The sequence below is a fragment of the Clostridium sp. YIM B02569 genome (assembly GCF_022320765.1).
Taxonomy (GTDB): Bacteria; Bacillota; Clostridia; order Clostridiales; family Clostridiaceae; genus Clostridium; species Clostridium beijerinckii.
Map to the genome: position 1 here is coordinate 1 of NZ_JAKJJX010000039.1, position 26,259 is coordinate 26,259.

At 31.7% G+C, this 26,259-nt stretch carries 20 protein-coding genes; 17 read left to right on the top strand and 3 right to left on the bottom strand.

Annotation, left to right across the window (positions count from 1 at the left end; translation table 11 throughout):
* Position 1 precedes the first annotated feature (1 nt).
* The 10 genes from L3B96_RS25105 to L3B96_RS25150 all read left to right on the top strand — a co-directional run bounded on the left by L3B96_RS25105 (position 2) and on the right by L3B96_RS25150 (position 15,195).
* A complete protein-coding gene (locus L3B96_RS25105; RefSeq protein ID WP_238948902.1) occupies positions 2-1,003 on the top strand; it encodes an electron transfer flavoprotein subunit alpha/FixB family protein in 1,002 nt (333 codons plus the stop codon).
* Positions 1,004-1,075: 72 nt separating this feature from the next.
* Positions 1,076-1,501, top strand: a complete 426-nt coding sequence (locus L3B96_RS25110; RefSeq protein ID WP_077830696.1) for a MaoC family dehydratase — start codon at positions 1,076-1,078, stop codon at positions 1,499-1,501.
* A 318-nt stretch (positions 1,502-1,819) separates the two neighbouring features.
* Positions 1,820-3,526: a sigma 54-interacting transcriptional regulator gene (locus L3B96_RS25115; RefSeq protein WP_171781171.1), complete on the top strand. Its 1,707-nt coding sequence runs from the start codon at positions 1,820-1,822 to the stop codon at positions 3,524-3,526.
* A 432-nt stretch (positions 3,527-3,958) separates the two neighbouring features.
* Positions 3,959-5,515, top strand: a complete 1,557-nt coding sequence (locus L3B96_RS25120) for an acyl CoA:acetate/3-ketoacid CoA transferase (RefSeq protein ID WP_238948903.1) — start codon at positions 3,959-3,961, stop codon at positions 5,513-5,515.
* A 188-nt stretch (positions 5,516-5,703) separates the two neighbouring features.
* Complete coding sequence (locus L3B96_RS25125) at positions 5,704-7,098, top strand: GntP family permease (RefSeq protein ID WP_077856815.1); 1,395 nt, start codon at positions 5,704-5,706, stop codon at positions 7,096-7,098.
* A gap of 1,072 nt (positions 7,099-8,170) precedes the next feature.
* Positions 8,171-9,046 carry an AraC family transcriptional regulator gene (locus tag L3B96_RS25130; protein ID WP_238948904.1) on the top strand — a complete coding sequence of 292 codons (876 nt, stop codon included), beginning with the start codon at positions 8,171-8,173 and terminating at the stop codon, positions 9,044-9,046.
* Between the two features lie 1,144 nt (positions 9,047-10,190).
* Complete coding sequence (locus L3B96_RS25135; RefSeq protein ID WP_343073118.1) at positions 10,191-10,970, top strand: class I SAM-dependent methyltransferase; 780 nt, start codon at positions 10,191-10,193, stop codon at positions 10,968-10,970.
* Between the two features lie 422 nt (positions 10,971-11,392).
* Positions 11,393-11,890, top strand: a complete 498-nt coding sequence (locus L3B96_RS25140) for a chemotaxis protein CheB (RefSeq protein WP_238948906.1) — start codon at positions 11,393-11,395, stop codon at positions 11,888-11,890.
* A gap of 389 nt (positions 11,891-12,279) precedes the next feature.
* Positions 12,280-14,814 carry a CheR family methyltransferase gene (locus L3B96_RS25145; RefSeq protein ID WP_238948907.1) on the top strand — a complete coding sequence of 845 codons (2,535 nt, stop codon included), beginning with the start codon at positions 12,280-12,282 and terminating at the stop codon, positions 14,812-14,814.
* Between the two features lie 189 nt (positions 14,815-15,003).
* Entirely contained in the window at positions 15,004-15,195 is a 192-nt protein-coding gene (locus L3B96_RS25150; RefSeq protein ID WP_238900846.1) for a YwbE family protein, read from the top strand.
* Positions 15,196-15,456: 261 nt separating this feature from the next.
* On the opposite strand, the gene L3B96_RS25155 is transcribed toward L3B96_RS25150, so the two are convergent.
* On the bottom strand, positions 15,457-16,038 hold the full coding sequence (locus L3B96_RS25155) for a TetR/AcrR family transcriptional regulator (protein ID WP_238948908.1): 582 nt from the start codon (positions 16,036-16,038) through the stop codon (positions 15,457-15,459).
* A 198-nt stretch (positions 16,039-16,236) separates the two neighbouring features.
* On the opposite strand from L3B96_RS25155, the gene L3B96_RS25160 reads away from it, so the two are divergent.
* The 6 genes from L3B96_RS25160 (at position 16,237) to L3B96_RS25185 (ending at position 23,389) form a co-directional block, all read left to right on the top strand.
* Entirely contained in the window at positions 16,237-16,416 is a 180-nt protein-coding gene (locus L3B96_RS25160; RefSeq protein WP_009170585.1) for a hypothetical protein, read from the top strand.
* A gap of 63 nt (positions 16,417-16,479) precedes the next feature.
* Entirely contained in the window at positions 16,480-17,322 is an 843-nt protein-coding gene (locus L3B96_RS25165; protein WP_238948909.1) for a nitroreductase family protein, read from the top strand.
* Between the two features lie 976 nt (positions 17,323-18,298).
* Entirely contained in the window at positions 18,299-18,976 is a 678-nt protein-coding gene (locus tag L3B96_RS25170) for a response regulator transcription factor (RefSeq protein WP_238948910.1), read from the top strand.
* 1 nt (position 18,977) lies between these two features.
* Entirely contained in the window at positions 18,978-19,979 is a 1,002-nt protein-coding gene (locus L3B96_RS25175) for a HAMP domain-containing sensor histidine kinase (protein ID WP_238948911.1), read from the top strand.
* 135 nt (positions 19,980-20,114) lie between these two features.
* Positions 20,115-20,798 carry an ABC transporter ATP-binding protein gene (locus L3B96_RS25180; protein ID WP_238948912.1) on the top strand — a complete coding sequence of 228 codons (684 nt, stop codon included), beginning with the start codon at positions 20,115-20,117 and terminating at the stop codon, positions 20,796-20,798.
* Positions 20,795-23,389, top strand: coding sequence for an FtsX-like permease family protein (locus tag L3B96_RS25185; protein WP_238948913.1), 2,595 nt, complete (start codon positions 20,795-20,797; stop codon positions 23,387-23,389). The genes L3B96_RS25180 and L3B96_RS25185 overlap by 4 nt, the downstream gene beginning before the upstream one ends.
* Positions 23,390-23,499: 110 nt before the next feature.
* Here the strand turns inward: L3B96_RS25185 and L3B96_RS25190 are convergent, their stop codons facing one another.
* Positions 23,500-24,438: an FAD:protein FMN transferase gene (locus tag L3B96_RS25190; RefSeq protein ID WP_238948914.1), complete on the bottom strand. Its 939-nt coding sequence runs from the start codon at positions 24,436-24,438 to the stop codon at positions 23,500-23,502.
* The gene (locus L3B96_RS25195) at positions 24,431-25,378 is read right to left on the bottom strand and encodes a LysR family transcriptional regulator (protein WP_238948915.1); all 948 of its coding nucleotides are present in this window, start codon (positions 25,376-25,378) and stop codon (positions 24,431-24,433) included. The genes L3B96_RS25190 and L3B96_RS25195 overlap by 8 nt, the downstream gene beginning before the upstream one ends.
* Before the next feature lie 276 nt (positions 25,379-25,654).
* Here L3B96_RS25195 and L3B96_RS25200 point away from each other — a divergent pair, with 276 nt between their 5' ends.
* Positions 25,655-26,254, top strand: coding sequence for an NADPH-dependent FMN reductase (locus tag L3B96_RS25200; protein ID WP_236898642.1), 600 nt, complete (start codon positions 25,655-25,657; stop codon positions 26,252-26,254).
* Positions 26,255-26,259: the final 5 nt, after the last annotated feature.

The following is a 26,259-nucleotide window of genomic DNA, read 5'->3' on the forward strand; positions in this document are numbered from 1 at the left end:
TATAGCAGATTACAAAGGCGTTTGGGTCTTTGCTGAACAAAGAGAAGGCGAATTACAAAAAGTATCTTTAGAATTACTTGGTGAAGGTAGAAGAATTGCTGATGAATTAGGAGTAAATCTTACAGCTTTATTATTAGGTAGCAACATAGAAGGATTAGCAAAAACTTTAGCAGAGCACGGTGCAGATGAAGTTTTAGTTGCTGATGATAAAAACTTAGAACACTATACAACTGATGCTTACACAAAAGTTATTTGTGATTTAGCAAATGAAAGAAAACCAGGAATATTATTCGTAGGAGCTACTTTCATCGGAAGAGATTTAGGTCCAAGAATAGCTGCTAGATTATCAACAGGATTAACAGCAGACTGTACATCAATTGATGTTGATGTTACAAATGGCGATCTTTTAGCTACAAGACCAGCATTTGGTGGTAACCTAATGGCTACAATTGCTTGTCCAGAACATAGACCACAAATGGCAACAGTAAGACCAGGAGTATTTGCAAAGATTACAACTGATCCATCTAAATGTAAAATTGAAAAAGTTGATGTTAAATTAGAAGATAGCGATGTAAGAACTAAAGTTTTAGAAACTATAAAAGCTAAGAAAGATATCGTTGATATAGCTGAAGCAGATTTCATCGTATCAGGTGGTAGAGGAGTTGGAAACAAAGAAAACTTCCAATTACTTAAAGAATTAGCAGAAGCTCTAGGCGGAACTGTGGCTGGATCAAGAGCAGCTGTAGAAAAAGGATGGATTGATGGAGCATATCAAGTAGGTCAAACTGGTAAGACTGTTAGACCTCAAATATATATAGCTTGTGGTATTTCTGGAGCTATCCAACACGTTGCTGGTATGCAAGATTCAGATTTAATCATTGCTGTAAATAAAGATGATTCAGCTCCAATAATGAAAATTGCTGACTATGCAATAGTTGGTGATCTTACTAAAGTAGTACCAGAATTAATAGCTCAAGTTAAAGAAATAAAGAGCGCTGAATAATATAATTTATTAATTAAAATGATTTAATCCGTAGTTAGAATGTATAGATTAAAATAATAGGAGGTTAAAATAATGCAAGGATTAAGTATTGATAAGATAAAAGTAGGAGACAAAACTTCAGTCGTAAAGACTATTGGTGAATCAGATGTATATTTATTTGCTGGAATTACTGGAGATTTAAATCCAGCACATACAAATCAAGTTACAGCAAAAGAAACAATATTTAAAGGGAGAATTGCACATGGTATATTAGTATCAGGTCTTATTTCGACATGTTTTGGTATGCAGCTTCCAGGACCAGGTACAATTTATTTATCACAAAACCTTAAATTTACTGCACCAGTTCACTTTGGAGATACAATAACAGCAGAAATAGAGGCTATAGAAGTGATTGAAGATAGAAATAGAGTAAAGTTCAAGACAGTATGTACTAATCAGGACGGAAAAGTAGTTATTGACGGCGAAGCAATGGTTATGCCACCTAAAAAAATAGCATAAATGATTAAAGAACTGAATAAATAGAATATAATAACAAAAGTCTTTTGCATTAGTTTGCTAAAAGACTTTTGTTATTGTATATATATCAAAATTTGACGATTCTTTATAATTTTTCTTAAGTGTAGTATAATAATATTCAAATATAAGATATATTTGGATTTTCATTTCTTTTAAAAACACAAATAAACACTAGTTGAAAATTTCTTTGAAAACGTATAAAAAGTTATTGTTATAAATCAATAAAGAGAGATTTATGACTGTTTAATTGCTGTTAATGAAATGAATTATTACAAAATATAATTAAATAGGGAGGTAATTATGTTTTTAGAAGAATGTTTTGAACTAATAATTCAAAATGTAAATGAAGCTTTAATAGTGATTGATAAAAAAGGAATTATATTAGTTATAAATAAAAAGGCAGAAGACATGTTTGGAATTAGTTCAGAGAGAAATCTTGGTAAATATATAGGTGAGGTGTTACCTGAAATACAAATACCAAAAATCACAAAAGCAGGAAAAGCTGAATTATCTCAGATGGTTTTTATTAATGGAAAAGAAATTATTTCAAATAGAATTCCTATAATTAAAGATGAAAGGGTAGAAGGTTCAATAGAAATATTTACTGATATTACAGATCAAAAAAAAATGCAGAATAAGATAAACCTAGATAAGGATTATATTGATGCGCTACTTACTGTAATGGATGCTTTTAATGAATGGTTTGTGGTAATAAATGAAAAAGGTATAATTACCAGTATCAGTGATGATTATAAAGAATTTTTAGGTTGCGATAATCCTATAGGAAAAAAAGTAGAGGATATAATAGAAAATACAAAGATGGGGAAGGTCTTAAAAACAGGGATTGCAGATATAGGTGGTATTCAGGAAATAAAAGGTAATAAAATGATTGCTATGCGTGTGCCTATAAAAAAAGATGGAAAGGTTATAAGTGCTGTAGGTAAAGTAGTATTTAAAGATATTAGCGATTTTCATGCTCTAAGTAAAAAGTTGCTCGACTTAGAAAAAGAGGTTGAATTTTACAAAAGCAAAATTGCTGAAAATAAAACGGCGAAGTATTCTGTAGAAAATATTATTGGACATTCTAATAAAATAAGAAAAGTAAAAGATTTAATAGGAAAAGTTGCAAATACAAATTCAAATGTTTTAATAAACGGTGAAAGTGGTACAGGCAAAGAAATGATTGCCCATTCTATTCATAATAGCAGTAAAAGATACTTAGCTCCATTTATAAAGATAAACTGTGCCTCTATTCCAGCAGAATTATTAGAATCAGAATTATTTGGTTATGAAGAAGGTGCTTTTACTGGAGCCAAAAAAGGTGGAAAAAAAGGAAAGTTTGAACTAGCAAATGGCGGGTCAATATTTTTAGATGAGATAGGTGACATGAATATAAACATGCAGGCTAAAATTTTAAGGGTAATTCAGGAAAGGGAGATTGAGAGTATCGGAGGCAGCGGAGTAAAAAGCGTTGATGTTAGAATAATTACTGCGACAAATAAAAATCTTGAGGAGCTTGTTAAAAAAGGGGAGTTTAGAGAAGATCTGTATTACAGGCTAAATGTTGTGAAAATTGTTTCACCTCCTTTAAGAGAGCGGAAGGAAGATATTCCTGCATTGGCAAATGCATTGAGAATTAAAATAGCAAAAAGATTAGATGTATATGTAGAGGGGATATCTAAAGATGCTATAGAGTGTTTAGGCAACTATGATTGGCCAGGTAACATTAGAGAACTTGAAAATGTTATTGAAAGAGCAATTAATTTGTTGGATTCCAATATAATGATAAAAACAGAACATTTGTCTGAAAGATTTACAAGTGCTAAATACAAAAGATATAGTGATAAAAATGAATACTTGAAAACCATAGTTGAAGAGGTTGAAAAGGAAGTTATTCTAGAGTGTTTAAATAGAAACAATTGGAATAAAAATAAAACAGCTCAAATATTAGGAATAAGCAGGGCGGGGTTATATAAGAAAATAGAAGAATTTAATTTAAAAGTATAATTAAGTAGGGATTTTAAAAAGTTCCTACTTAATTGTTTTTTACCCTATATTTAAAATACTTATGCAATTAGTATTCAATAAAATAGGTTACATAATATTAGTTTAAACATTGATAGAAATTTTGAGAATAGCCTATTTATAAGCTTTTATTAATTCATAAAAAAATATGTATAAAAAAAATACATGTAAAGGAAATAAACATTAACAAAGATTATATAATATTAATCTTATGGGGGAAAATCTTTAAAAGTGTACAAAAAAAACACATATTTTTCTGATTTATTTTATTTAAGAAGGTAAATAGAATTAATAGTAAACAGTTTAAAAAAATAATATTTAAAGAGTTTAGTAGATTTGGAAAAGGTTTTCGACTTTTGGAAAGAAACTTGGCATCCTAATTGCTCTATAAAAAGGTATGAGGAGGGATTATGAATGAAATCTAAATCTAAAGTTATGTCAAAAGAGCAAGCTGTCGCTTTAATAAAAAATGGAGATACTATTGCAGTGGGTGGATTTGTTGGCTGTGCTCATCCAGAAGAAATTACAGCAGAAATCGAAAAATCATTTTTGAGTAAACAGTTACCTAGAGATTTGACATTAATATATGCAGCAGGTCAAGGTGACGGGAAGGATAAGGGTTTAAATCATCTTGGTTATGAAGGGCTGCTTAAAAGAATAATAGGTGGACACTGGAATTTAACACCAAAGCTTCAAAAACTAGCTATGGAAAATAAGGTAGAAGCATACAATTTACCGCAGGGAACAATATCACAGATGTACAGAGATATTGCTGCTGGAAAACCAGGGACATTAACTCATGTTGGATTGAAAACCTTTGTAGATCCTAGAATAGAAGGTGCAAAGCTTAATAAACTTACAACAGAAGACATCGTAAGTTTAATCAACATAGATGATAAGGAATATTTGCTTTATAAAACTTTTCCTATAGATGTTACCATTTTAAAAGCAACATACGCAGATGAGGATGGATATGCAACAATGGAAAAGGAAGCACTAACACTTGATGCAACTGCAATGGCTCAAGCAGCTAAAAATTCTGGTGGAATAGTAATTCTTCAGGTTGAAAAGATAGTTGCTAAAGGATCCCTTGATCCAAGAAAAGTCAAAATTCCAGGAATATATGTTGATGCAGTAGTTGTTGGTTCTCCTGAAAATAACATGCAAACATTTGGTGAAGCATTTAACCCAGCATATTCTGGAGATGCTAGAGTGCCAGTAGATTCAATAGTACCATTAGAGATTAATGAAAGGAAAGTAATAGCAAGAAGATGTGCTATGGAGCTTGTACCTGATGCTGCAACAAATCTAGGAATTGGTATGCCGGAAGGAATAGCTATAGTTGCTAGTGAAGAAGGTATTGGAGATAAAATGACTCTAACTGTAGAGCCGGGAGGAATAGGCGGAGTACCTGCAGGTGGCTTAAACTTTGGAGCTACAACTAATCCATTATGTATAATGGACCAAGCTACTCAGTTTGATTTTTATGATGGCGGTGGTCTTGACGTAGCTTTCTTGGGATTAGCACAATGTGATAAAGTTGGTAACATAAATGTTAGTAAATTTGGTCCTAAGATTGCAGGTTGTGGTGGATTTATAAACATAACTCAAAATTCTAAAAAAGTTATATACTGCGGCACATTTACAACAGGGGGACTAAAACTAAAAATAGATGAAGGTAAGCTAACAATACTAAATGAAGGTAAGGTTGATAAGTTCGTAAATAAAGTTGAACAAATTACTTTCAGTGGTGAATACGCATCCAATATTGGACAGCCTGTACTTTATGTTACAGAAAGAGCAGTATTTAGATTATCTAAACATGGCTTAGTTCTAATAGAGATAGCACCAGGAGTAGATTTGGAGAAGGATGTATTGGCTCACATGGAATTTAAACCAATAATATCACCAGATTTAAAACTTATGGATAAAAGTATATTCAAAGCAGAACCGATGGGATTAAAAATTTAAATATTAAGTTAGTATGTTATGGACTGATAGATAAAATTAGTTATAGGGTTCTGCAATGAGAATTAAACAAAAGAATATCATTGAGTTCTAGTTAGTGAATATATTCACAATATAAATTTAATCATCCATGAGGAACCCTATATGAACATATAGGAATAAAGAAAAAATATATATGGAGGTATTATAATATGGCGGTTTTAGGAATTTTCTTAGCATTAGGACTACTAATTTTTTTAGCGTATAAGGGCTTCTCAGTTGTAGTTATGGCTCCAGTGTGCGCACTAGTAGCTGTTTTATTATCTGGAATGTCTATTTTACCAAGTTACACAGAAATATTCTTACCTAATTTAGCAAACTATCTAAAAGTTTATTTCCCATTCTTCTTATTGGGAGCTATATTCGGTAAAGCAATGGAGGAATCCGGCGCAGCAAAAGCTATTGCTAAAGCAATAGTAAACAAATTAGGTAAGGAGAGAGCAATTTTAGCAGTTGTTTTATCTTGTGCAATTCTTACTTACGGTGGCATAAGTCTTTTCGTTGTTGCTTTTGCTGTATATCCATTTGCTGCTTCTGTTTTCAAAGAAGCAGATATACCAAAGAGACTTCTCCCAGTAACTATTGCATTAGGAGCATTCACATTTACTATGGATGCTTTTCCGGGAACACCACAAATACAAAACTCAATACCAATGAAGTTCTATAACACAGACCTTTATGCGGCTCCAGTTGTTGGTATCATAGCAACAATTATCATTTTATGCGGAGGTTTGGCTTATATAGAGTGGCGTAAACGTACAGCTCAGGCAAAGGGAGAAGGATATGGTACAGGGCATAAAAACGAACCTGAATTTGATGAAAATGAAGCTTTACCAAGCTTTGGTATGTCACTATTACCGTTGGTATCTGTGCTTATAGTTACTTTAGTTCTTCAAAAAGTAGTTTTTCCAAATTGGAATATCGCATCTTGGGCAACTCAAGCGCCATATAATATGGCTGAAGGCGGAATTACAGGAACAATGAATAACTGGGCACTTATTATCGGGCTTCTTGTTGGTAGTATACTTGCATGTTTATCAAATCCAAAAACTATGAAAGTTACTATACCTAAAGCTATCAACTTAGGTGCGATTGGTTCATTCTTAGCTATACTTAACACATCTTCAGAAGTTGGTTTTGGTAATGTTATCAAATCACTTCCAGCATTTAAATCTATAGCTAATGCTTTAATAGGAATTAATTCTAATGGTAGTCCGCTTCTTTCTGAAGCAGTTGCTGTAAATGTTCTTTCAGGGACAACTGGTTCAGCATCAGGCGGTATGAGTATAGTTCTTGACATGTTCGGTGAAAAATATATGGCATGGGCAGCAGCTACAGGTACGAGTCCTGAATTACTTCACCGTGTAGCTTCAATGGCTTCAGGCGGTATGGATACATTACCGCACAATGGAGCTGTTATTACACTTTTAGCAATTACAGGGTTAACTCATAAGCAAGCATACAGAGACATTTTCTTTATAACTGTATTAAAAACAGGGACATGTTTCATAATGATATTCCTTCAAAGTTTCTTACACTTTGTATAAAAATTGAAAGCAGAGAGGATTACGAATATTGTAAACCGTATTTTTAAGTTTTCATAAGATCAATATAAAGAGACAATTATAAGTGATGGTGTTACAATAACAAGCATAAGAGTAGAGGCTTAATAATAAATAGTTCTATAGAGTAGTGTGAAATCTACTCTTTTTTATTCTCTAGGAATTTATATTCAAATTAAATAGGTGGATAAGTTATGGAAAAGACAGATTAAGAAAGTTATGAGTTGTAAAGAGAATAAAAAGGAAAATATATTCGCCTGCCAAATTTTTCTCACATTCGTTCGAAAAGGCAGATGCGTAAAAAAAATCTACACCTATGAAAAGAGTTCGGAGCACAATACGGAACTTAACCACAGTCGCCTGCGATTTTGTTCTTTTTATATAGGAGTGTTTTATTATTCTATTAGTATATAGTGTGAGAAAAAAGTCATCTCTACATTAAGTACATGGGGTAAAAAATCATACATCTCCAACGTAGGTGTATAAAAATGAAAAATTTTATTTACAAGAGCAAATTAGGATAATGAAATAGCAAAAACTTTAAATGTAGAACTATATGTCAAAAGCAGAGTTTGAAAAAATATGAATAGGAATGAGATTCTAGAAAAATATAATCTAGAGACATATATTAACACTGAATTAAGTCAGAATTATAAAGATTTAGAATTTATACTAAAGATATATTGAAAAAGATGGAGAAGAAAATCTGGATTTATTTTCTGAAATGTTTTGTGCTGATAAAAGTGATAGTATCAGTAATTTAAAGAAAGAATTAAATTGGAAAGAGTAAAATGCACAAGATGTCAAAATCAATTGATGTTATATAGAAATGAGGATATTCTTACTTATACAATATTTTATGGAAAATGTTCACTTTTAATCAATTTCAGACATAAATCCTCATGGAGAACCTGCAGGGGGGCAGTTATAAATTCATGACCAACACCTCAGAGGTCCAGAAAATTTTGTGATAAATTAACCCTACATAATTGTGCAGGAATAGTCGGATGGATAAATATGATTTCTGATATTCTATAGATGAAAGGAAGGTTACTAAATGGATTCGATAAAAAAAATGAATGAAGTATTAAATTATATTGAAGAAAATCTTGATGGTGAAATTGATTTTAAAAAAGTAGCAAGATTAGCATTTTGTTCAGAATATCATTTTCAAAGAATGTTTTCTTTTCTTGCAGGAGTTTCACTGTCTGAGTACATTCGTAGAAGACGTTTTACCTTAGCAGCTTTTGAACTTAATAATAGCAATATAAGAATAATTGACTTGGCCGTTAAGTATGGATACCAGTCAGCAGATTCATTTACAAGAGCGTTTCAAAATTTGCACGGGATAACGCCATCGGAAGCTCGATATAATGGAAAATCATTAAAATCATATCCAAGAATGACTTTTCGTTTATCAATTGAAGGAGGAAATGAAATGAACTATAAAATTGAAGAGAAAGAAGCATTTAATATAATTGGTATTAAGAAAAGAGTACCTATAATTTTTAATGGAGTAAATCCTGAAATTGCTAAGATGTGGCAAAGCTTAACTGTTGAAAATATCAATGAATTGAAAGAATTATCTAATACAGAACCAAGGGGACTAATAAGTGCATCTTTAAATTTTTCAGAAGGACGAATGGAAGAAAAAGGAGAGCTTGACCATTATATAGGTGCAGCGACTACCAAAGAGTGTCCAGATAACTTATCAAAACTTGAAGTTCCTGCTTCAACATGGGCAGTATTTGAAGCTGTAGGACCATTTCCAGATACATTGCAAAATATTTGGGGACGCATCTATTCTGAATGGTTTCCATCTTCAAACTACGAACAAAAACAAGGGCCAGAGATCTTATGGAATGAGAATAAAGATGTAACTTCACTAACTTTTAAAAGCGAAATATGGATACCGGTTATAAAAAAGTGCTAGTATAGATAAGTAAAAAAATAAAGAAGAAGCAGAAATATCACATTATTCAGAAATGAATTTTGTGGTATTTCTTTATACAGCAGATGTCAAGAAAATTACCGTTACTCAAGGAAATGTATCTTGTGGAATTTAAGGTGAGAAATGAATATAAAAATATTAAATATACAGTCTGGTAATATGTTATAACTTGTAAGCCCCACACCCCTATCAACTCCTATAAATATTATTTTTTATAACTTGTTAAGCTTTTTTAATTTAGGATAAAAAATTGGAATTTTAAATTAGGACCTCTGGGGTAATAGTAGTGAGTTTAAGAATGACTTGATATCTGATATAAATAACAATATTAAGAAAGTAAAAAAAACAATATTCAGTATGGTTATCGAACTGAATATTGTTTTTTAAAAGAGCATAACAATCTTAACTAGCACAATAAAAGATAGTTTATTATCATATAAAAATCTTTCGACTAATAATACAACAAATCACAACCTAATAATCATGTTTTGCTCCACCAAACAACATATTTACTCAACTCAATATAACCTCACGGCTATATAAAATCAATTCAACACATTGAATAATGTTAACTCGACCTTAAATAATAAGTTGGAGTACTATTATAATAGATATAAATCAACTATAATAAAACTTTTCCCCATCATATAAAATCTTATCGCCGACTAATATAACAGCCATAATATTATGACCATTATATAATCTTTGTTCGACCTATATACACCCTAACTCAAGAGCATATATAAATCTTTGCTCAACTGTTATGTTCCTTATAATATTAATATGTGTAATTTTAGTTATAGTATACACAAAATAAAATTGTAACTTATGGAAGTGGATGAGGACTATTTTCTAGCAATATGTGAGGACTTTTCCTTTACTTTTAGCTTCTATGTCAAAATCAAGAAAGATAATATTTTTAATTATTTAGTGCGATAACTCTATAGAATACTATGAGTTATTTGTGTACAATGTCATATTATATTTCAGTATTTATAAAGAAAACTCATATTTCAACTGAAATATAGTATAATGTTTGTTAGAACAAAAGAATAACAATATATTTTGTAATTATAAATTCACAATTATTTTTGCAACATATATGAAGAAAGACAGAGAGGGAAAAATGAAGATTGCAGTTACTACTACAAGAGATGCAGATGAGAGCTTAAATTATAAAGCAAAAGGTGTATCTAAGGATTTAAATATATCATATATAAAAAGAGGTAATTTTAGTATCAAAGAAACAATTTTGAAAGATGGTTTTGACTATTTATTAATAGTTGAAAGAGACAAGATTGTTATAAAGGGAGAAGATAGTGCACTGTTTTGGCATCCTAATATGTCAGAACTTAAGGTTAAATCAATAAGACAAGGAAATAAGGAAGCCATAATAGAGGCAACAAAATTAGAAGAAGGAAATAGTATATTGGATTGTACATTAGGTCTTGCAGGTGATTCTCTTGTCTTTTCAGCAGTTGTTGGAGAAAAGGGATATGTAGTAGGGACGGAAATTAATAAGTATATAGCTTATTTAAGTAAATGTGGATTAGAAAACTATAATGGTGTTAATGGTAAAAATATAGATAATATAAAGGTTGTTAATGAATCATATGAAGATTATATTTTAAAGCAGGGAGATAATAGTTTTGATGTAGTATATTTTGATCCTATGTTTAAAGAACCAAATAGAAAATCAACATCAATAAATTCCTTTAGGGATTTTGCAGATCACAAAGGGTTAACAAAAGATATTTTAATGGAAGCACTTAGAGTATGTGCAAAAAGAGTTGTTATTAAAGAAAGACAAGGCTCTAATGATTTTGAAAAGCTAGGAATAGAAAAATATTATGGCGGCAAAAAAAGCGGTTCAATTATTTATGGAGTAATTGAAAAAACTATATAAAAAATTTAGATATAAATGAGAAATAGGCTGACACCAAAGGGGTTGAAGGTTTTTAAGTAAATATTGAAGTGTGTTTTATGTTCCCTCAGACTATTAGGTTTGGGGGAATTTTGCTTTAGGGGTCTAACATTTATGCAGAACTTGGGATATTGTGCTAAGGTTTGGATTTGGCGTAATTGTGTTTTAATGTTCCATCAATATTAAATTCAGATTCAGTACTAAAGTACTTATGCTTTTCAGATAGAGGATAGATTAAAAAGCTGATATTTTAAAGCCGATAAATAAAGGAGGATGAAGATGAAAGTAAGTGGCATTATTAGACCTTAATACTCATATATAAGAGTGTAAAAAAAGTCGAATGTATGGTATAATTTGTATTATATAGATGATTTTTTATATAAGACCTTGACGGGGAGGACGAAATGATAGATTTAAGCAACTTTGATGAGGAACAGACTAAAATAGTTCAACCAGAATTAGATAAGAGTAGTTCAGCTACAGAAATCGGGGATTTTTATGTTGTGGGTATTGGAGCATCGGCTGGGGGACTGGAAGCACTGGAACAGTTTTTCGCAAACATGACACCTGCCAGTAATATAGCTTTTGTAGTAATTCAGCACTTATCTCCTGAATTTAAAAGCCTTATGCCAGAAATACTATCCAGAAAAACGGAAATGGAAGTATATCAGATAAAGAATGGAATGAAAATTTCACCGGGGTGTGTTTACCTGAACCCCCCAAAGTTTAATGTTAAAATATCACAGGGGCAGTTTTTACTTGAGGAACAGGACCCAATACACAAGATTAATCTCGCTATAAACACTTTTTTTGAATCACTAGCTGAAGATATAAATGAAGAATCCATAGGAATCATACTTTCAGGTACAGGAAGTGATGGTACACGGGGGCTAGGGCAATAAAGGAAGCTGGCGGCATTGTAATAGCACAAGATATTAAGACTGCAAAATTCAACGGAATGCCTAAAAGTGTAATTGCCGCCAATATCTGCGATTTTATTTTATCTCCCTCAAGCATACCTGAAAAGTTGCTAAGATATACAAACCAATCTTCGATGATAAATGTAATAGAGGACGAAGCGGAAAAGGTTGATGAAACAACGGATATTTTATTGCAAATTTACAATATAATTAAAAATTTGCATTCCACTAATTTCAGCCTCTATAAGCAGGGGTATGTCCTTCGATGCCTTAATAGAAGGATAAGAATATGTCAAATACAAACACTAGAGGGGTATCTTTCGTACTTAAAGGAAAATCAAGAAGAGATTGAGTGTTTATACAATAGTTTATTGATAGGAGTAACAAGATTTTTTAGGGACTTCAATGCTTTTGAGCTGATAAAAAATGAAGTTATCCCTGAAATTATTGGCAAGAAGACAGACAATGCTGTTGTCAGGGTTTGGGTGGCTGGATGTTCTACTGGGGAGGAAGCATATTCACTTGCAATATTATTTAAAGAGTATATGAATAGAATCCAAAGAAATATAAATATAAAGATTTTTGCTACAGATATTGACATTAAATCAATAGAATATGCCAGCAAGGGAGTTTATCCAGAGAGTATCTCTGAAGATTTATCACTTGAGCGTTTGAACCGTTACTTCATAAAAAAAGGGGACGGCTACCATGTTTCAAGATACCTTCGTGAAATGATTATTTTTTCAAGCCATAACGTAATAAATAATCCGCCTTTTTATAAAGTTGATCTCTTAACTTGTAGAAATCTGTTAATATATTTCCAACCTGATCTTCAAAAAAGGATTATTTCAACTTTTCAGTTTGCTCTTGAAACAAATGGATTTATGTTTTTAGGGACAAGTGAAACTACCGGAGAAATGGGTAAATATTTTTCTACCTTTGATGCAAAGTGGAAAATTTATAAAAAGAAGGATATAAAGAAGCGTCCACTCATAGACGATTTTTCCGTTATATCCACAGGTATAAAGGTAATTAAGTCAAAACCTGAAGAAGATTATTTTACTCCAGTGGAAAGGAACAAGCGAGAAATGGAAGATATCAATACAATTTTAATAGAAGAATGTCTACCACCAAGTGTGCTGGTTGATGAGAATGGTAGGCTTGTACAAATTTGTGGTGATGTGGATAAATACTTGAAGATGCCTAGGGGAATGATATGCTATGACATTCAAAAGATGGTGCCTAAGGAGCTATCAACTGCTGTTGGAACTGCAATCAGCAAGGTTAGAAAAGAGAGAAAAACCGTTGCTTATTCAAATATTAAAGTCAGGTTAGTCCGAGAAGAAAATAACATTAATCTTGTTGTTAAACCACTGTTTACAAAGAAGAGTGGTTTACTTATTCTTGTAATATTTGAAGAAATTAATAGTGTCGGCAGCCACAAAGACTATGTTGAAGATTTTGATACAGTAAGTGAATTGCATAGCCGTATAGCTGACTTAGAACAAGAGCTTCAGTATACCAAGGAGAGCCTTCAATCCTCCATAGAAGAGTTAGAGACTTCAAGCGAAGAGCTCCAATCAGCCAATGAGGAATTGTTGGTTTCAAACGAGGAAATGCATAGTACCAACGAAGAACTTCAATCCGTCAATGAAGAATTAATGGTTGTAAACACACAATACCAGTATAAGCTACAGGAACTCGCTGATTTAAATAACGATATGACAAATTTCTTAAATAGTACAACTATAGGTACTTTGTTTTTAGATATTAACCTACGTGTAAGGAAGTTTACACCAGCTATTGCAAAGGAAATTAATCTTATAGAACAGGATATCGGCCGCCCAATTGGCCATATAGCACATAACTTTAAAAATGAGGATTTAATTGAAATATCTCGTAATGTGATGGATAACCTAATTTCAGTTGAAAAGGAAGTAAAGAGCATAAGCAATAAGTGGTATATACTAAGGTATTCTCCATTCCTTACAAATGAAAATGTTATTAAGGGTGTTGTTATCTCTCTTGTTGATATTACATCTCGGAAGGAAGCAGAAGAAAGTCAACGTAAAAGTAAAGAAAAGTTACAGGAGGCAATTTCATTAGATCAATTGAAAGCTGATTTCTTTAGCAACCTTTCCCATGAGCTTAGGACGCCGTTGAATGTTATTATGAGTACCTTGCAGCTTTTAGAAAGCCAAAGGAAAGCTATAGAGGATAAGGATGTAGCTGATAAGCAAGAGAAGTATTTTAATATCATGAAACAAAACTGTTACAGACAGTTAAGACTTGTAAATAATATGATTGATAGCACAAAAATTGATTCAGGTTTTTTTGAAATCTGTAAGCAGAATCATAATATTGTAGAGATTGTTGAAAATATTACATTGTCAGTAGCAGACTATATTGAAAACAAAGGCATAGAACTGGTATTTGATACAGATGTAGAAGAAAAGATTACAGCCTGCGACTTAGATAGCATTGAAAGAATTATACTAAACCTTTTATCAAATGCGATAAAGTTTACTGACCAGGGTGGCATTATAAATGTGGGTATAAAAGATAAGGGTGAAACTATTGAAATTTCTGTAAAGGATTCGGGTATTGGTATACCAGAAGACAAACAAAAGATTATTTTTGACCGATTTAGACAAGTAGACAAATCTCTTACTAGAAATCATGAAGGTAGCGGTATAGGATTATCACTAGTTAAATCCCTAGTTATTATGCATGAAGGTGAAATTTCAGTCCAAAGTGAATACGGTAAAGGAACAGAGTTTCTCATTGAAATACCGGTAAAAACAGTTACAGAAGAAAATACTGCAATAAAAGCAGAAATCAAACAGGAGGGAAATGTGGAAAAGATAAATATAGAGTTTGCAGATATTTATAAATTAAAAAAGTAATTACTATGTATCAACTAAAAAAATTCAGATAGATATAAATTGATGATTGTATTAAAATAAAACCTTGGTTTTGACTATTTATCATATAAATGGTGATACTCAAAAGAAAGGACTTTATGAAAGGTTTAAATAATAGTTAGTTTAGTGTACAATGGGATAAATATTAATCATAGATGAGAGGAAATTGAAATGAACGGAACAAAGAGAAGCAATATTAAAATAGGAGCAACGGTTTTAGTTGTTCAAAAGCAGGATCAACGTACAGGAAAATTGACAGAAGGAATAGTGGCGAAGATACTTACTAATTCACCAGAGCATCATCGTGGCATAAAAGTGATGCTTGAGAGCGGTATTGTGGGCAGGGTAAAAGAGATAAAGTAACAGTTATTATATTATGTAACTTATGAACAATCAATGGAAGCAGTAGGAGTAACCTGAGGAGAAATTATAAACATTGATTATAGTTGGAGCGATATAAATATTTATCATAAAGATAGTGTCATATATGAAAGTATGGATTGCTGTGAGTCAAGCATTTAAGAACTTGAGGTTTAGTATAATAAAATACAGTGAATATTATTGATAAAAACTTAATGAAATTGGCACAATAAAAATGAAAAACACTATTAGATATAGTGTTTTTCATTTTTTTAAAGTATCCATACCTGTAAAAACAAACCCAATAATCTCATAAATTAGAAGTTCTTGAGGGATTGGTCTCTTCTGAACTTCCCATTTGTAAATTACATTATAAATAGAAGTGCTCATCATTGTTGCAACTAATTGGGCACGTATTTGTTCATTTTCAGCTAATTCATGTTCTTTTATAAGTAATGCATAAATCGTAGAATATAGCTCACAAGATATTTTATCTCCTATTAAAGGTAAAATAGAGTCAAAACCGCATTTGCAGATGCTTTTTACCATTTCGAAGTACTCACAAACGCAAAGAATGAGGATTCGTATAGTATTCTCATTTAGGCGCATCTCGCCTAGGAGTTTATGGGAAAAGATCTCAGAGAATTTCTCTACTATGACGGTGTCCAGTAGTGCATATTTATCTGCAAAATGTGCATAGAAGGTCGCACGGTTTATGGTCGCTGTGGTAGTAATATCCTTAACTGTAATGGAGTCAAAGCCTTTTTTAGTAACCAATGAAATAAAAGCATTGATAATAAGATCACGGGTTCTTTTTACTCTAGGATTATTTATATTTACTGACATATCATTACCTCATTTAAAAGAATTTTAGTTAAACTCATATTGTAAATAAAGTGTTTTATAAGCAACACTTTATAAATTTTGTTGGTTGAAAAATATATAAGCTAATTTTATAATCATTATAAGCAACACGAGTTGTTTTTGCAATATAGGTTGCTAGAATAATTGTTTGAAATAAATATCTATTACTAGGAGGTAAATATGTCAACTATAAATCCGAATTGTAAATGTATAAATAAAAGCTGTAAAAATCACGGGAATTGTAAAGCCTGTCGAGAGGCTCACAAATCACAATCATATCTTAATCAAACATATTGTCAGGCTGGTGCAGTTAAATTCATAACTAAAGGATTAATATCTAAGTTAAAGTTACATTCTTAGCATATAACCTAGCAATTCAACTACGGACTTACTATAAAATAAAAAGGGTGTGAGTGTTGAAATATGAATTTAGATAATCCGATTTTCAAGAAGTCAATTATAGAAGTTATTAAAGCAAGAACATCTATGAGGTCATATAATGGAGTGCCTTTGGACAAAACAATTGGCGATAGCATAATAGATGTTATAAATCAGGTTAAAGCACCTTTTGGCACAAATATACGAGTTAAGCTGATAGACTCTAAAGATTCAAATTTAAAGCTTGGAACTTATGGTGTTATAAAAGGAACTTCTACCTTCATAGTCTCATCAATTTCAAAATCAGATAATGCATTAGTTGATTTAGGATATTCATTGGAAAGAGCAGTATTGTATGCAACTGGTTTAAATTTGGGTACATGTTGGTTAGGTGGGACCTTTAATAAAGGTCAATTTGCAGAGGTTATGGAGCTTAAAGATAATGAAATCCTTCCAATAATTATACCTGTAGGGTATCCCAGTGAATCAAGAAGAGGCATGGATACTTTCGTTAGGTTTATGGCAGGTTCTAAAAATAGAAAAGCCTGGTCTAAACTATTTTTTGATGTAGATTTCAATACACCTTTAAAGGAGCTTGAAAGCTTAGAGTATTTTATTCCCCTTCAAATGGTAAGGCTTGCACCTTCAGCAGCAAACAAGCAACCTTGGAGAATAATTAAAAGTTCTAATTCATACGATTTCTATTTAGAACAAAGTAAAGACTCAAAAAGTGATAGTTATAATGATATGCACAAAGTTGATATTGGCATAGCTATGTGTCATTTTGAGTTAACTTCAGCAGAATTAGGGTTAGTGGGACATTGGGAGAAACTACAACTTTCCTCTCAAGATAATAAAAAATATATTATTTCTTGGGTTAGAAAATAGGGAAGGAGATTACATATATTTGTCTTAACTAAGGAAACATTAACTACTCACATTAGTAGATGAATTGATGGAAACAAAATTACTTAAGATAGCAGAAATTGCCAGACAAAATCCAAAAGAAAAATTTACATAATTATACCACTATATCAATAAAGAAATGCTTCTGAAATGCCATAAGCAATTGTTAGGAAATAAAGCGACGGGGATACATGACGTAGCAAAACAAGAATATTCTAAAGAACTAGATGTGAATGTGAAAGTTATTAAACTTGGAGAATAGAGCAGGGGTTAGGTACGCTTCGCCTCCACCAAATAAGAACTAGGATTTTGATACAATGCAAAGCCACTGATTTCAGTGTTTCTTTGATAAACTCTGGCAGAAGGTTTTAAGATTTAGAGTTAGCTGTGGTGTGTACTTTTTAGCGATTAATAAATAGAAATATTTCAATAGTGTATGTTATTAATGATATAGAGTGAGTTTTGTGTCAAATTCTATTAACTTAATGGGTTTGTATGGAGAAGGATTATATGTTTTGGTAGAATTGTAGAAGGTTGCACTAGTTTTGTAAGAATTTTGTCAGAAGTGCATTTTAGAATATGTACATGAAGATATGATCTTCGTAATTATATAATGTTTCAAAATACAAGATTAGAGAAATTGCTGGAGGTAACCTAAGTGAGAAAGCGTAATAAAAAAATTATATTAATGTTAATATCCTTATTTTCATTAACGCTATTGAGTGGCTGTAATAAAAAAGAAATTAAAAATGAAGATGTCAAATAACTCTAAGATTGTAATGGCAGGTTTAAGCTCAATTTGCAGGTTATTTCGTTGCAAAATTATTAAATTGCAGTTGTTTTAGTTACTTTTTAGGAGACTAGAATAATTGCAATTTTTGTTTTATTACAATTTAGTCACTTAAAAATCGTATAGGCTGTTATAATAGTGTTAAATCTATAAGAGAGGTGATATAACTTGAAAATTTTACTAGTTGAAGACGATAAAATTATTGCATCTGGACTAGAATATTCCTTGAAGCAGGAGGGGGTTGATACAATGGTTTGTTATGATATTTCCTCAGCTAAGGGTGTTATAGAAGATAATAAATTTAATCTATGCTTATTTGACTTATCGCTGCCCGATGGAAGTGGATATGAACTATGTAAGATAGTTAGAGAAAAAGATGATACACCTGTCATATTTCTAACTGCTTGCGATGATGAAGTTAATGTAGTAATGGGACTTGATATTGGTGCAGATGATTATATAACAAAGCCTTTTCGTATCAGAGAACTTATTTCTCGCATAAGGTCTGTAATACGTAGATATGGTAAGGACAGCAGTTCAAAAGCAATATTAGAATTAAATAATATTCGTATTAATACTCTTGATGCAAAGGTATATAAAAATGATGCAGAAATTACTTTAACAGCGCTTGAATATCGTCTATTGCTAATCTTTGCAAATAATGCAGGGCAGGTTTTATCAAGGAATCAACTCTTAGAAGGAATATGGGATGTAGCAGGAGATTTCGTAAATGATAATACGCTAACAGTTTATATAAAAAGGATAAGAGAAAAGCTAGAAGATGATCCACAAAAGCCTATAATTATAAAGACAGTCAGGGGTTTGGGATATAAGGTTGGTGATTAAAATGATAAGAAATAGAGAGGTTAGAGTGTACTTTATTATTGCTTTTATAGTATCTACGATAGTAGCAGCCTGTATTTTTTTCTTGAATGTTCTAGCAGGAATAATTTCTTTTATAGCCTTTGTTATCTTGTTTGTTAGTAGTTTTTGGTTTATTAAAAGAGAATATGGAGAGCTTGAGAAACTCTCTGGTTATTTGAGGCGTATTTGCAATGGAGAGTATTCACTGGATATTAGAGATAATGAAGAGGGAGAACTAAGCATTCTTAAAAATGAGATTTATAAGGTAACTCTTATGCTTTCAAAGCAAGGGGAACTTCTTAAAAAAGAGAAAATGCAGCTTGCTGATGCAATATCGGATATATCCCATCAGCTGAAGACACCGCTTACATCTATGAGGGTTATGTCAGACTTATTAAGCAATAATGACCTAGAGGCGGAAAAAAGAATTGAATTTACTAATAATATTGAAATGCAGCTTGATCGTATGCAGTGGCTGTTAACTTCTTTACTAAAGCTATCTAAAATAGATGCTGGAACGGTGAGCTTTAAAAAGGATAGAGTAGCTGTATCAGAACTAATTAGAAAATCAACTGAGCCTCTCTTGATTCCTATAGAAATTAAGAATCAAACACTAGTGATAGAAGGCGGTAGTAATGTAAGCTTTACTGGAGATTTATACTGGACTACAGAGGCTTTAATCAACATAATAAAAAATTGCATAGAGCATACTGGAGAAGATGGAAGAATATCTATCTTCTTTGATGAAAATCCTTTGTTTACAGAAATAAAGATTTTAGATAACGGAAGTGGAATAGAAAAAGAAGATTTACCATATATTTTCAAGCGATTTTATAAGGGCAAAAATGCAGGTGAAGATAGCGTGGGAATAGGCCTTGCTATGGCTAAAACCATTGTTACAAGTCAAAATGGAGATATAAATGTAAGCAGTAGGAAAAATGAGGGGACATGTTTTATTATAAAATTTTATAAGGTAACGGTATAAAGGATAGATATTTATATCAAACAAAATTTAAAGCTTAAATATTCATAAGTGACTAAATTGTAATAATAAAGTCACTGTAAAGTCATCTGAACTATATATACTAAAACCATGATAAAAAAACTTGGAGGTTTTAAGATGGAAATACTAAGAATAGAACACTTATCTAAGGTATATGGCAGTGGGGATACTGCGGTGAAGGCACTTAATGATGTATCCTTTTCAGTAGAAAAAGGAGAATTTGTCGCAATTATTGGACCATCAGGTTCAGGAAAATCAACTTTGCTTCATATGCTTGGAGGGGTAGATAGACCGACTAGTGGTAAGGTTTTAGTAGATAATACTGATATTTATAATTTAGATGAAACACAGCTGGCTATCTTTAGGCGCAGACAAATCGGACTTATATATCAATTTTATAATCTTATTCCAGTACTCAATGTAGAAGAAAATATTACTCTTCCACTACTGCTTGATGGACACAAAGTAGATAAGAAGCAGTTTGATGAGATAATAAAAATACTTAACTTAGAGAAAAGGCTCAATCATTTGCCTAACCAACTTTCTGGTGGACAACAACAAAGAGTGTCTATAGGAAGAGCTCTTATAAGTAATCCGGCTATAATGCTTGCTGATGAGCCAACTGGAAATCTAGATAGTAAGAATAGTAGTGAAATAATTGATTTATTAAAAATGTTTAATAAAACTTTTAACCAAACCCTTATAATAATTACTCATGATGAGCGTATTGCATTACAAGCTGACAGAATCATAGCAATAGAAGATGGTGAAATTAAAAAGAATGAGGTGATTCGCTCATGAATATAATAAATAAATTGACTTTAAGGCATTTAAAATTAAATAAAAAGAGAACAATTGTAACTATAATAGGTGTAATTATCTCAGCGGCAATGGTAACTGGTGTGGCTACTCTCGTAGTTTCTTTTATGGATGTAATGCAAAGACAAAGTATAGCTAATGAAGGGGAGTGGCATGTTGTCTATAAAGATATTGATAACGTTCAGCTCCAGTCAATAAAAAGTGATAAAAATACGAAGAATGTTATTTTGAGTAGGGATTTAGGATATGCAGTGTTAAATGGAAGTAAAAATGTTAGTAAACCTTACTTATTTATACAGGAGTACAACAAAGAAGGTTTTAGGAAGTTTCCAGTTGAATTAAGTAAGGGAAGGTTCCCAAAAGCTACAAATGAAGTTGTAATTTCAGAGGACATTATAAACAATGCTAAAGTTAACTACAAAATAGGAGATACTCTAACTGCTGATATTGGAAAGAGATATTCCGACAATAGAGTTTTGACACAGAACGATTATTTTCAAAAGAATAAAGATACTCTTGGAGAAACTTTAATAAAGGAAAATACAAAAACTTATAAAATTGTAGGTATAATAAAGCGTCCTAAGTTTGAGCCCACATGGGCTCCAGGTTTTACAGTACTTGGTTATGTAGATGAAAATAATGTTACTTCGCAGGAAAAAGAAAATGCGTTTGTAATATTAAAAAGTATTAACAGAGGACTATTTGATCATGCAAAAGATATAGCAGTACAAAATAAAATAAAAGCAGTAGAGTTTAATAATAGCTTACTTAGATATCATGGAGTTGTTAAGGATGATTCAATGCACAATATGATTCTTGGTCTATCAGCTATAATGATTATAATAATAATGGTTGGATCTATTTCGCTCATATATAATGCTTTTGCTATTTCTGTATCAGAACGTTCAAGGTATTTAGGAATGCTATCAAGTGTAGGAGCTACTAAAAGACAAAAGAGAGATTCAGTGTTTTTTGAAGGAGCAGTTATAGGAGTAATAGGTATTCCAATTGGAATTATTTGCGGATTTTTAGGTATGAGCCTTACGTTCCTATGTGTAAACTCTATGATTAGGGGTGTTTTGGGAGTTACTGAAAACTTTAGGGTAGTTGTATCGCCATTAATTGTTATTGCTGCCATTGTAGTTTCTGCTCTTACTATACTAATATCAACATATATTCCTGCAAAAAGAGCTTCAAGTATATCTGCTATTGATGCTATTCGTCAAACCTCGGATATAAAATTAACAGGTAAAGAGATAAAAACTTCAAGGTTTACAGAAAAAGTGTTTGGTATTGAGGGAAATATAGGACTTAAGAATTTAAAAAGAAATAAAGGTAGATATAAGGCAACAGTATTTTCTTTGACTATCAGTATGGTATTGTTTTTAAGTGTAAACTCTTTTGCTTCGGATTTAAAGAAGTCTGTTATTTTAAGTCAAGATGGAATAAGTTTTGATATAAATGTATTAATAACAGGTAAAAATGTTGAGGAAAAAAACAATACAATTAAAAAAATAAGCGCTCTTGATAACATAAAAGAGCTCAACCAAGTAAATACTTTTGATGCAAGGGTATGGATTAATGAAAACTCCATGGCAGACTACTTGAAAGGTGATGACAAGAGTATAATGAAAAATGGAGCATATCCTTATAGTATTAATGTAAATGCATTAGATAACGAAGCTCTTAAAATATATGCAAAAGAAGTTGGAGTAGATTTTAACTTATTAAAAGATACAAATAAGATTTCTGCAATAGTTATTGATACAGTTAAATATAAAGATATGCAGACTAAAAAATATATTCAAACAAGGGCCGTAAAAGTAAATAAGGGAGAGAAGCTAGATTTACTTTATCATAACTTTGAAACAGAAAAAGATGAGCCGCTAACATCAGTAGAAATAGCAGCTGCTACAGATAAATTACCGACAGGAGTTTTTTCTCAAGAGGCAAATCCAGGGTTTAACATTATAGTATCTAGAGAAGTATTTGATAAAATAATAGGTGTTCGTGGGAATATAGTTGAAAGCATAGATACAAACTTATTTATAAAGAGTAATGATCCTGTAACGCTTCAGACAGATATTGAAACTATTATAAATGCTGGAGGGGACAATAGAATGTCTATTCAAAATGTATTTATGAATAGACAAAGAGAAAATCAGATCATTGTACTTATGTCAGTTTTTGGATATGGATTTGTTGCACTAATTATAGCTATCTGCGTTGCAAATATACTTAACACAATATCCACTAGTGTCGCTCTTAGAAAGAGAGAGTTTGCCATGTTAAAATCTGTTGGAATGACACCAAAAAGCTTCAATAAAATGATAAACTATGAAAGTATATTCTATGGCATTAAATCACTTGCATATGGACTTCCAGTAAGCATTGGAATAATGTATTTAATTCATAGAATAATCATGGGAAAATTTAATTTTCATTTTATTCTTCCATGGGTAAGCATTTTATCAGCTGTAGTTTCTGTATTTATAATTGTGGGTGTAGCAATGCTTTATTCTAGCTCAAGAGTAAAAAAGGAGAATATTATAGATGCACTCAAGAGTGAATAGTATGAATAGAATTATTTAATATCTATATTATTTGGAATATTAGGCACATGAAAATAAATAACAAGTCCAAATATGCTAGCAGATGGACTTGTTATTTATTTGACTGTACCTTACATTGTTAATGGAGATATTTTTCCTTTAAGATTATCTGTATAGGCTAGTTTTCCATCCACAGTTATTACAACAGCACCCATACCCTTAATTCTATTAACTCTATGAATAATTGAAGATGCATCTAATCCAAACAATTTTGTAGTATATATATCGCAGTCTATGGATTTATCGGCAATAATAGTTAAAGAAGCTATATTACTTTCTATTGGGTAGCCTGTTTTGCTGTCAAATATATGGTGGTATTTAAGTCCATCCTTTTCAAACACTCTTTCATATATTCCTGAGGTTACAACGGATTGATCTTTTATTCTGACAAGTGCCACTGCATTTCCTCTTGGTAGAAACGGATTTTGTATTCCAACCTTCCAGTCACCGCCTTCAGATGGTGATTCTCCAAAGACGAGAACATTACCGCCCATATCTACCATAGCTGAAACAGCGCCATTTTCCTTAAAGAATTCCATAACTTTATCAGCAAAATAGCCTTTAGCTATGGCTCCAAGGTCTATTTCAATGCCTTTTTTTAAGAAGTACACGGTCTTTTTTTCATCATCTAGCTGTATATTTTCAGGCTTTAAAAGTTCCAGTACCTTTGCGATAGCTTCTTTCTCTGGTACATGTGCCTCCTTAAAACCTATTCTCCATAATTTTATTAATGGTCCTATTGCAATATTTAAATATGTATTCTCACATAGGCTATGTTTTTTTCCTATCTTTATCAGCTCATAAAGCTCTGCATTCACTTCTTGCGGAGCTAGTGGAGCTGTTTTTTTTAGCATCGCGAGCTGTGAGTTATCACTGTTAGCACTAAAGACTTCTTCATAATTAATCAGCATATCACAAGCCTTTTCTGCAAGCTTTTCAGCAGCTTCTCCCTTTATATATAGAGAGATTTTTGTTCCCATAAGATATATTATCTTCGTATACTCATTCATTTTGCTCTCCTACAATGTAATTATTTTGTCCATGAATTAGAAATGCATCTATAAGGTCTTTATCAATATCAGTTAGTTTTTTTTCACTATGATATGCTATAAAATAATCTAAACTCAGCTCATCAATTGGAATTTGATATATGTTGTATTCAGATGGACACTCCTTTATATAGACGCTTTCTGGTATAAAAGTCAGTCCTAAATTACTAGCTGCAAGGTTACGTGCAGTATTTATTTCGGTGCTTTCAATTATGATTTTGGGTTCTACCTTATAAACGCTTAATAACTGATCTATCTGCTTTCTTATAGCAGAACCCTTGGAAGTTAGTATCAGCTTTTGAGACAATATCTTGGTTATGTCGATAGTTCCTTCTGGAATAATGGCGACATCTTTCTGATATAGATCACAGCAGCGAGGAATAATAGCACGGTATCCGTGTCTGCCCCAAGTAATAGAGTTTAAGTTCGGAGAAATATTTCTTGAATTTTGTCCAAGCCAAAAATCCAATTCACCATTCAGAATGAGTTTCTCATTTTTTTCTGGTAAAACCTCTGAAAGCTCTATTCTACAGTTTGGATGTATATCCAAAAACTTTGGTAAAAAAAGAGGTAAAAGGTAGGTTCCAAGGCTAGGAAGCACTCCTATCTTTATAACCTTGCTATCTATATCTGACACAGCTGATATTTCCCTAATGAGCCTCGCATAATTATTTTCTATTGAAGTTAAATACTGATAATATATCTTCCCCTGTTCGGTTAATCGATATGGAAGCTTGTTACGACTTATAAGCTCACAGTTTAACTGACTTTCTATCCTTTTAATACTCTGTGTCAAGTGAGGTTGAGAAATATAAAGTGATTTGGCAGCCTTGCCATAATTACTGTACTTTAAAATGGCATCAATATAATATAAAATATCCTGAGAATAGTATTTTGACATTTAATTCATCCTTTTGCGAAATATTTAGGCATATGAAAATAAATAACGAGTCCCCAATAGCCTTGCAAGTGGACTTGTTATTTATGTAATAGTGCCTTAACTCATATATTCTTGTGCTTGATTATAACAAATATGTTATCAAACTTCAATAAATAACTATTAGATATAATATATGTAACATGTTAAAATTATATCAAACAATTATTAAACTTATGAAGTTATGAAGTTATGAAGTTATGAAATTTTGAAATTTTGAAATACAGAAAGGGGATTACTATGAAGTATTTAGCAATTGTAGGCACTAACTCAGACGTGTCAACTAATCGTATGCTGCTTCAATTTATGCAAAAGCATTTTTCGAGTGAGGCAGAGATAGAACTATATGAAATTAAGGATTTACCTGCCTTTAATGAACCAGAGGATTCTGATGTTCCTGAAAAGGTAGCAGAATTATCGGATAAAATTTTAAAAGCAAATGGTGTAATAATAGCAACTCCAGAGTATGATCATGCCATACCTGCAGTTTTAAAGAGTGCTCTTGAATGGATTAGTTATACTAGTCAGGCGCTTACTGACAAGCCTGTTTTAATAGTGGGGGCTTCTCTTGGTACACTTGGTTCTTCTCGTGCACAGGCGCATCTTAGACAAATACTTGATTCACCTGAGCTTGCTGCAAGAATCATGCCAAGTAGTGAATTCCTTTTAGGAAAATCACAGGGGGCATTTGATAGCGCAGGAAATCTTATCTATTCAGATAAGTTATCAGAGCTTGATGAAATTTTCAGAGAGTTTCTTCTATTTACAGATATTACATCAAAACTTTTAGCAGAAAAAGTTTTACATAAAAAAGTTAAAAAATTCACTTGGGAAGAGTAGGAGGA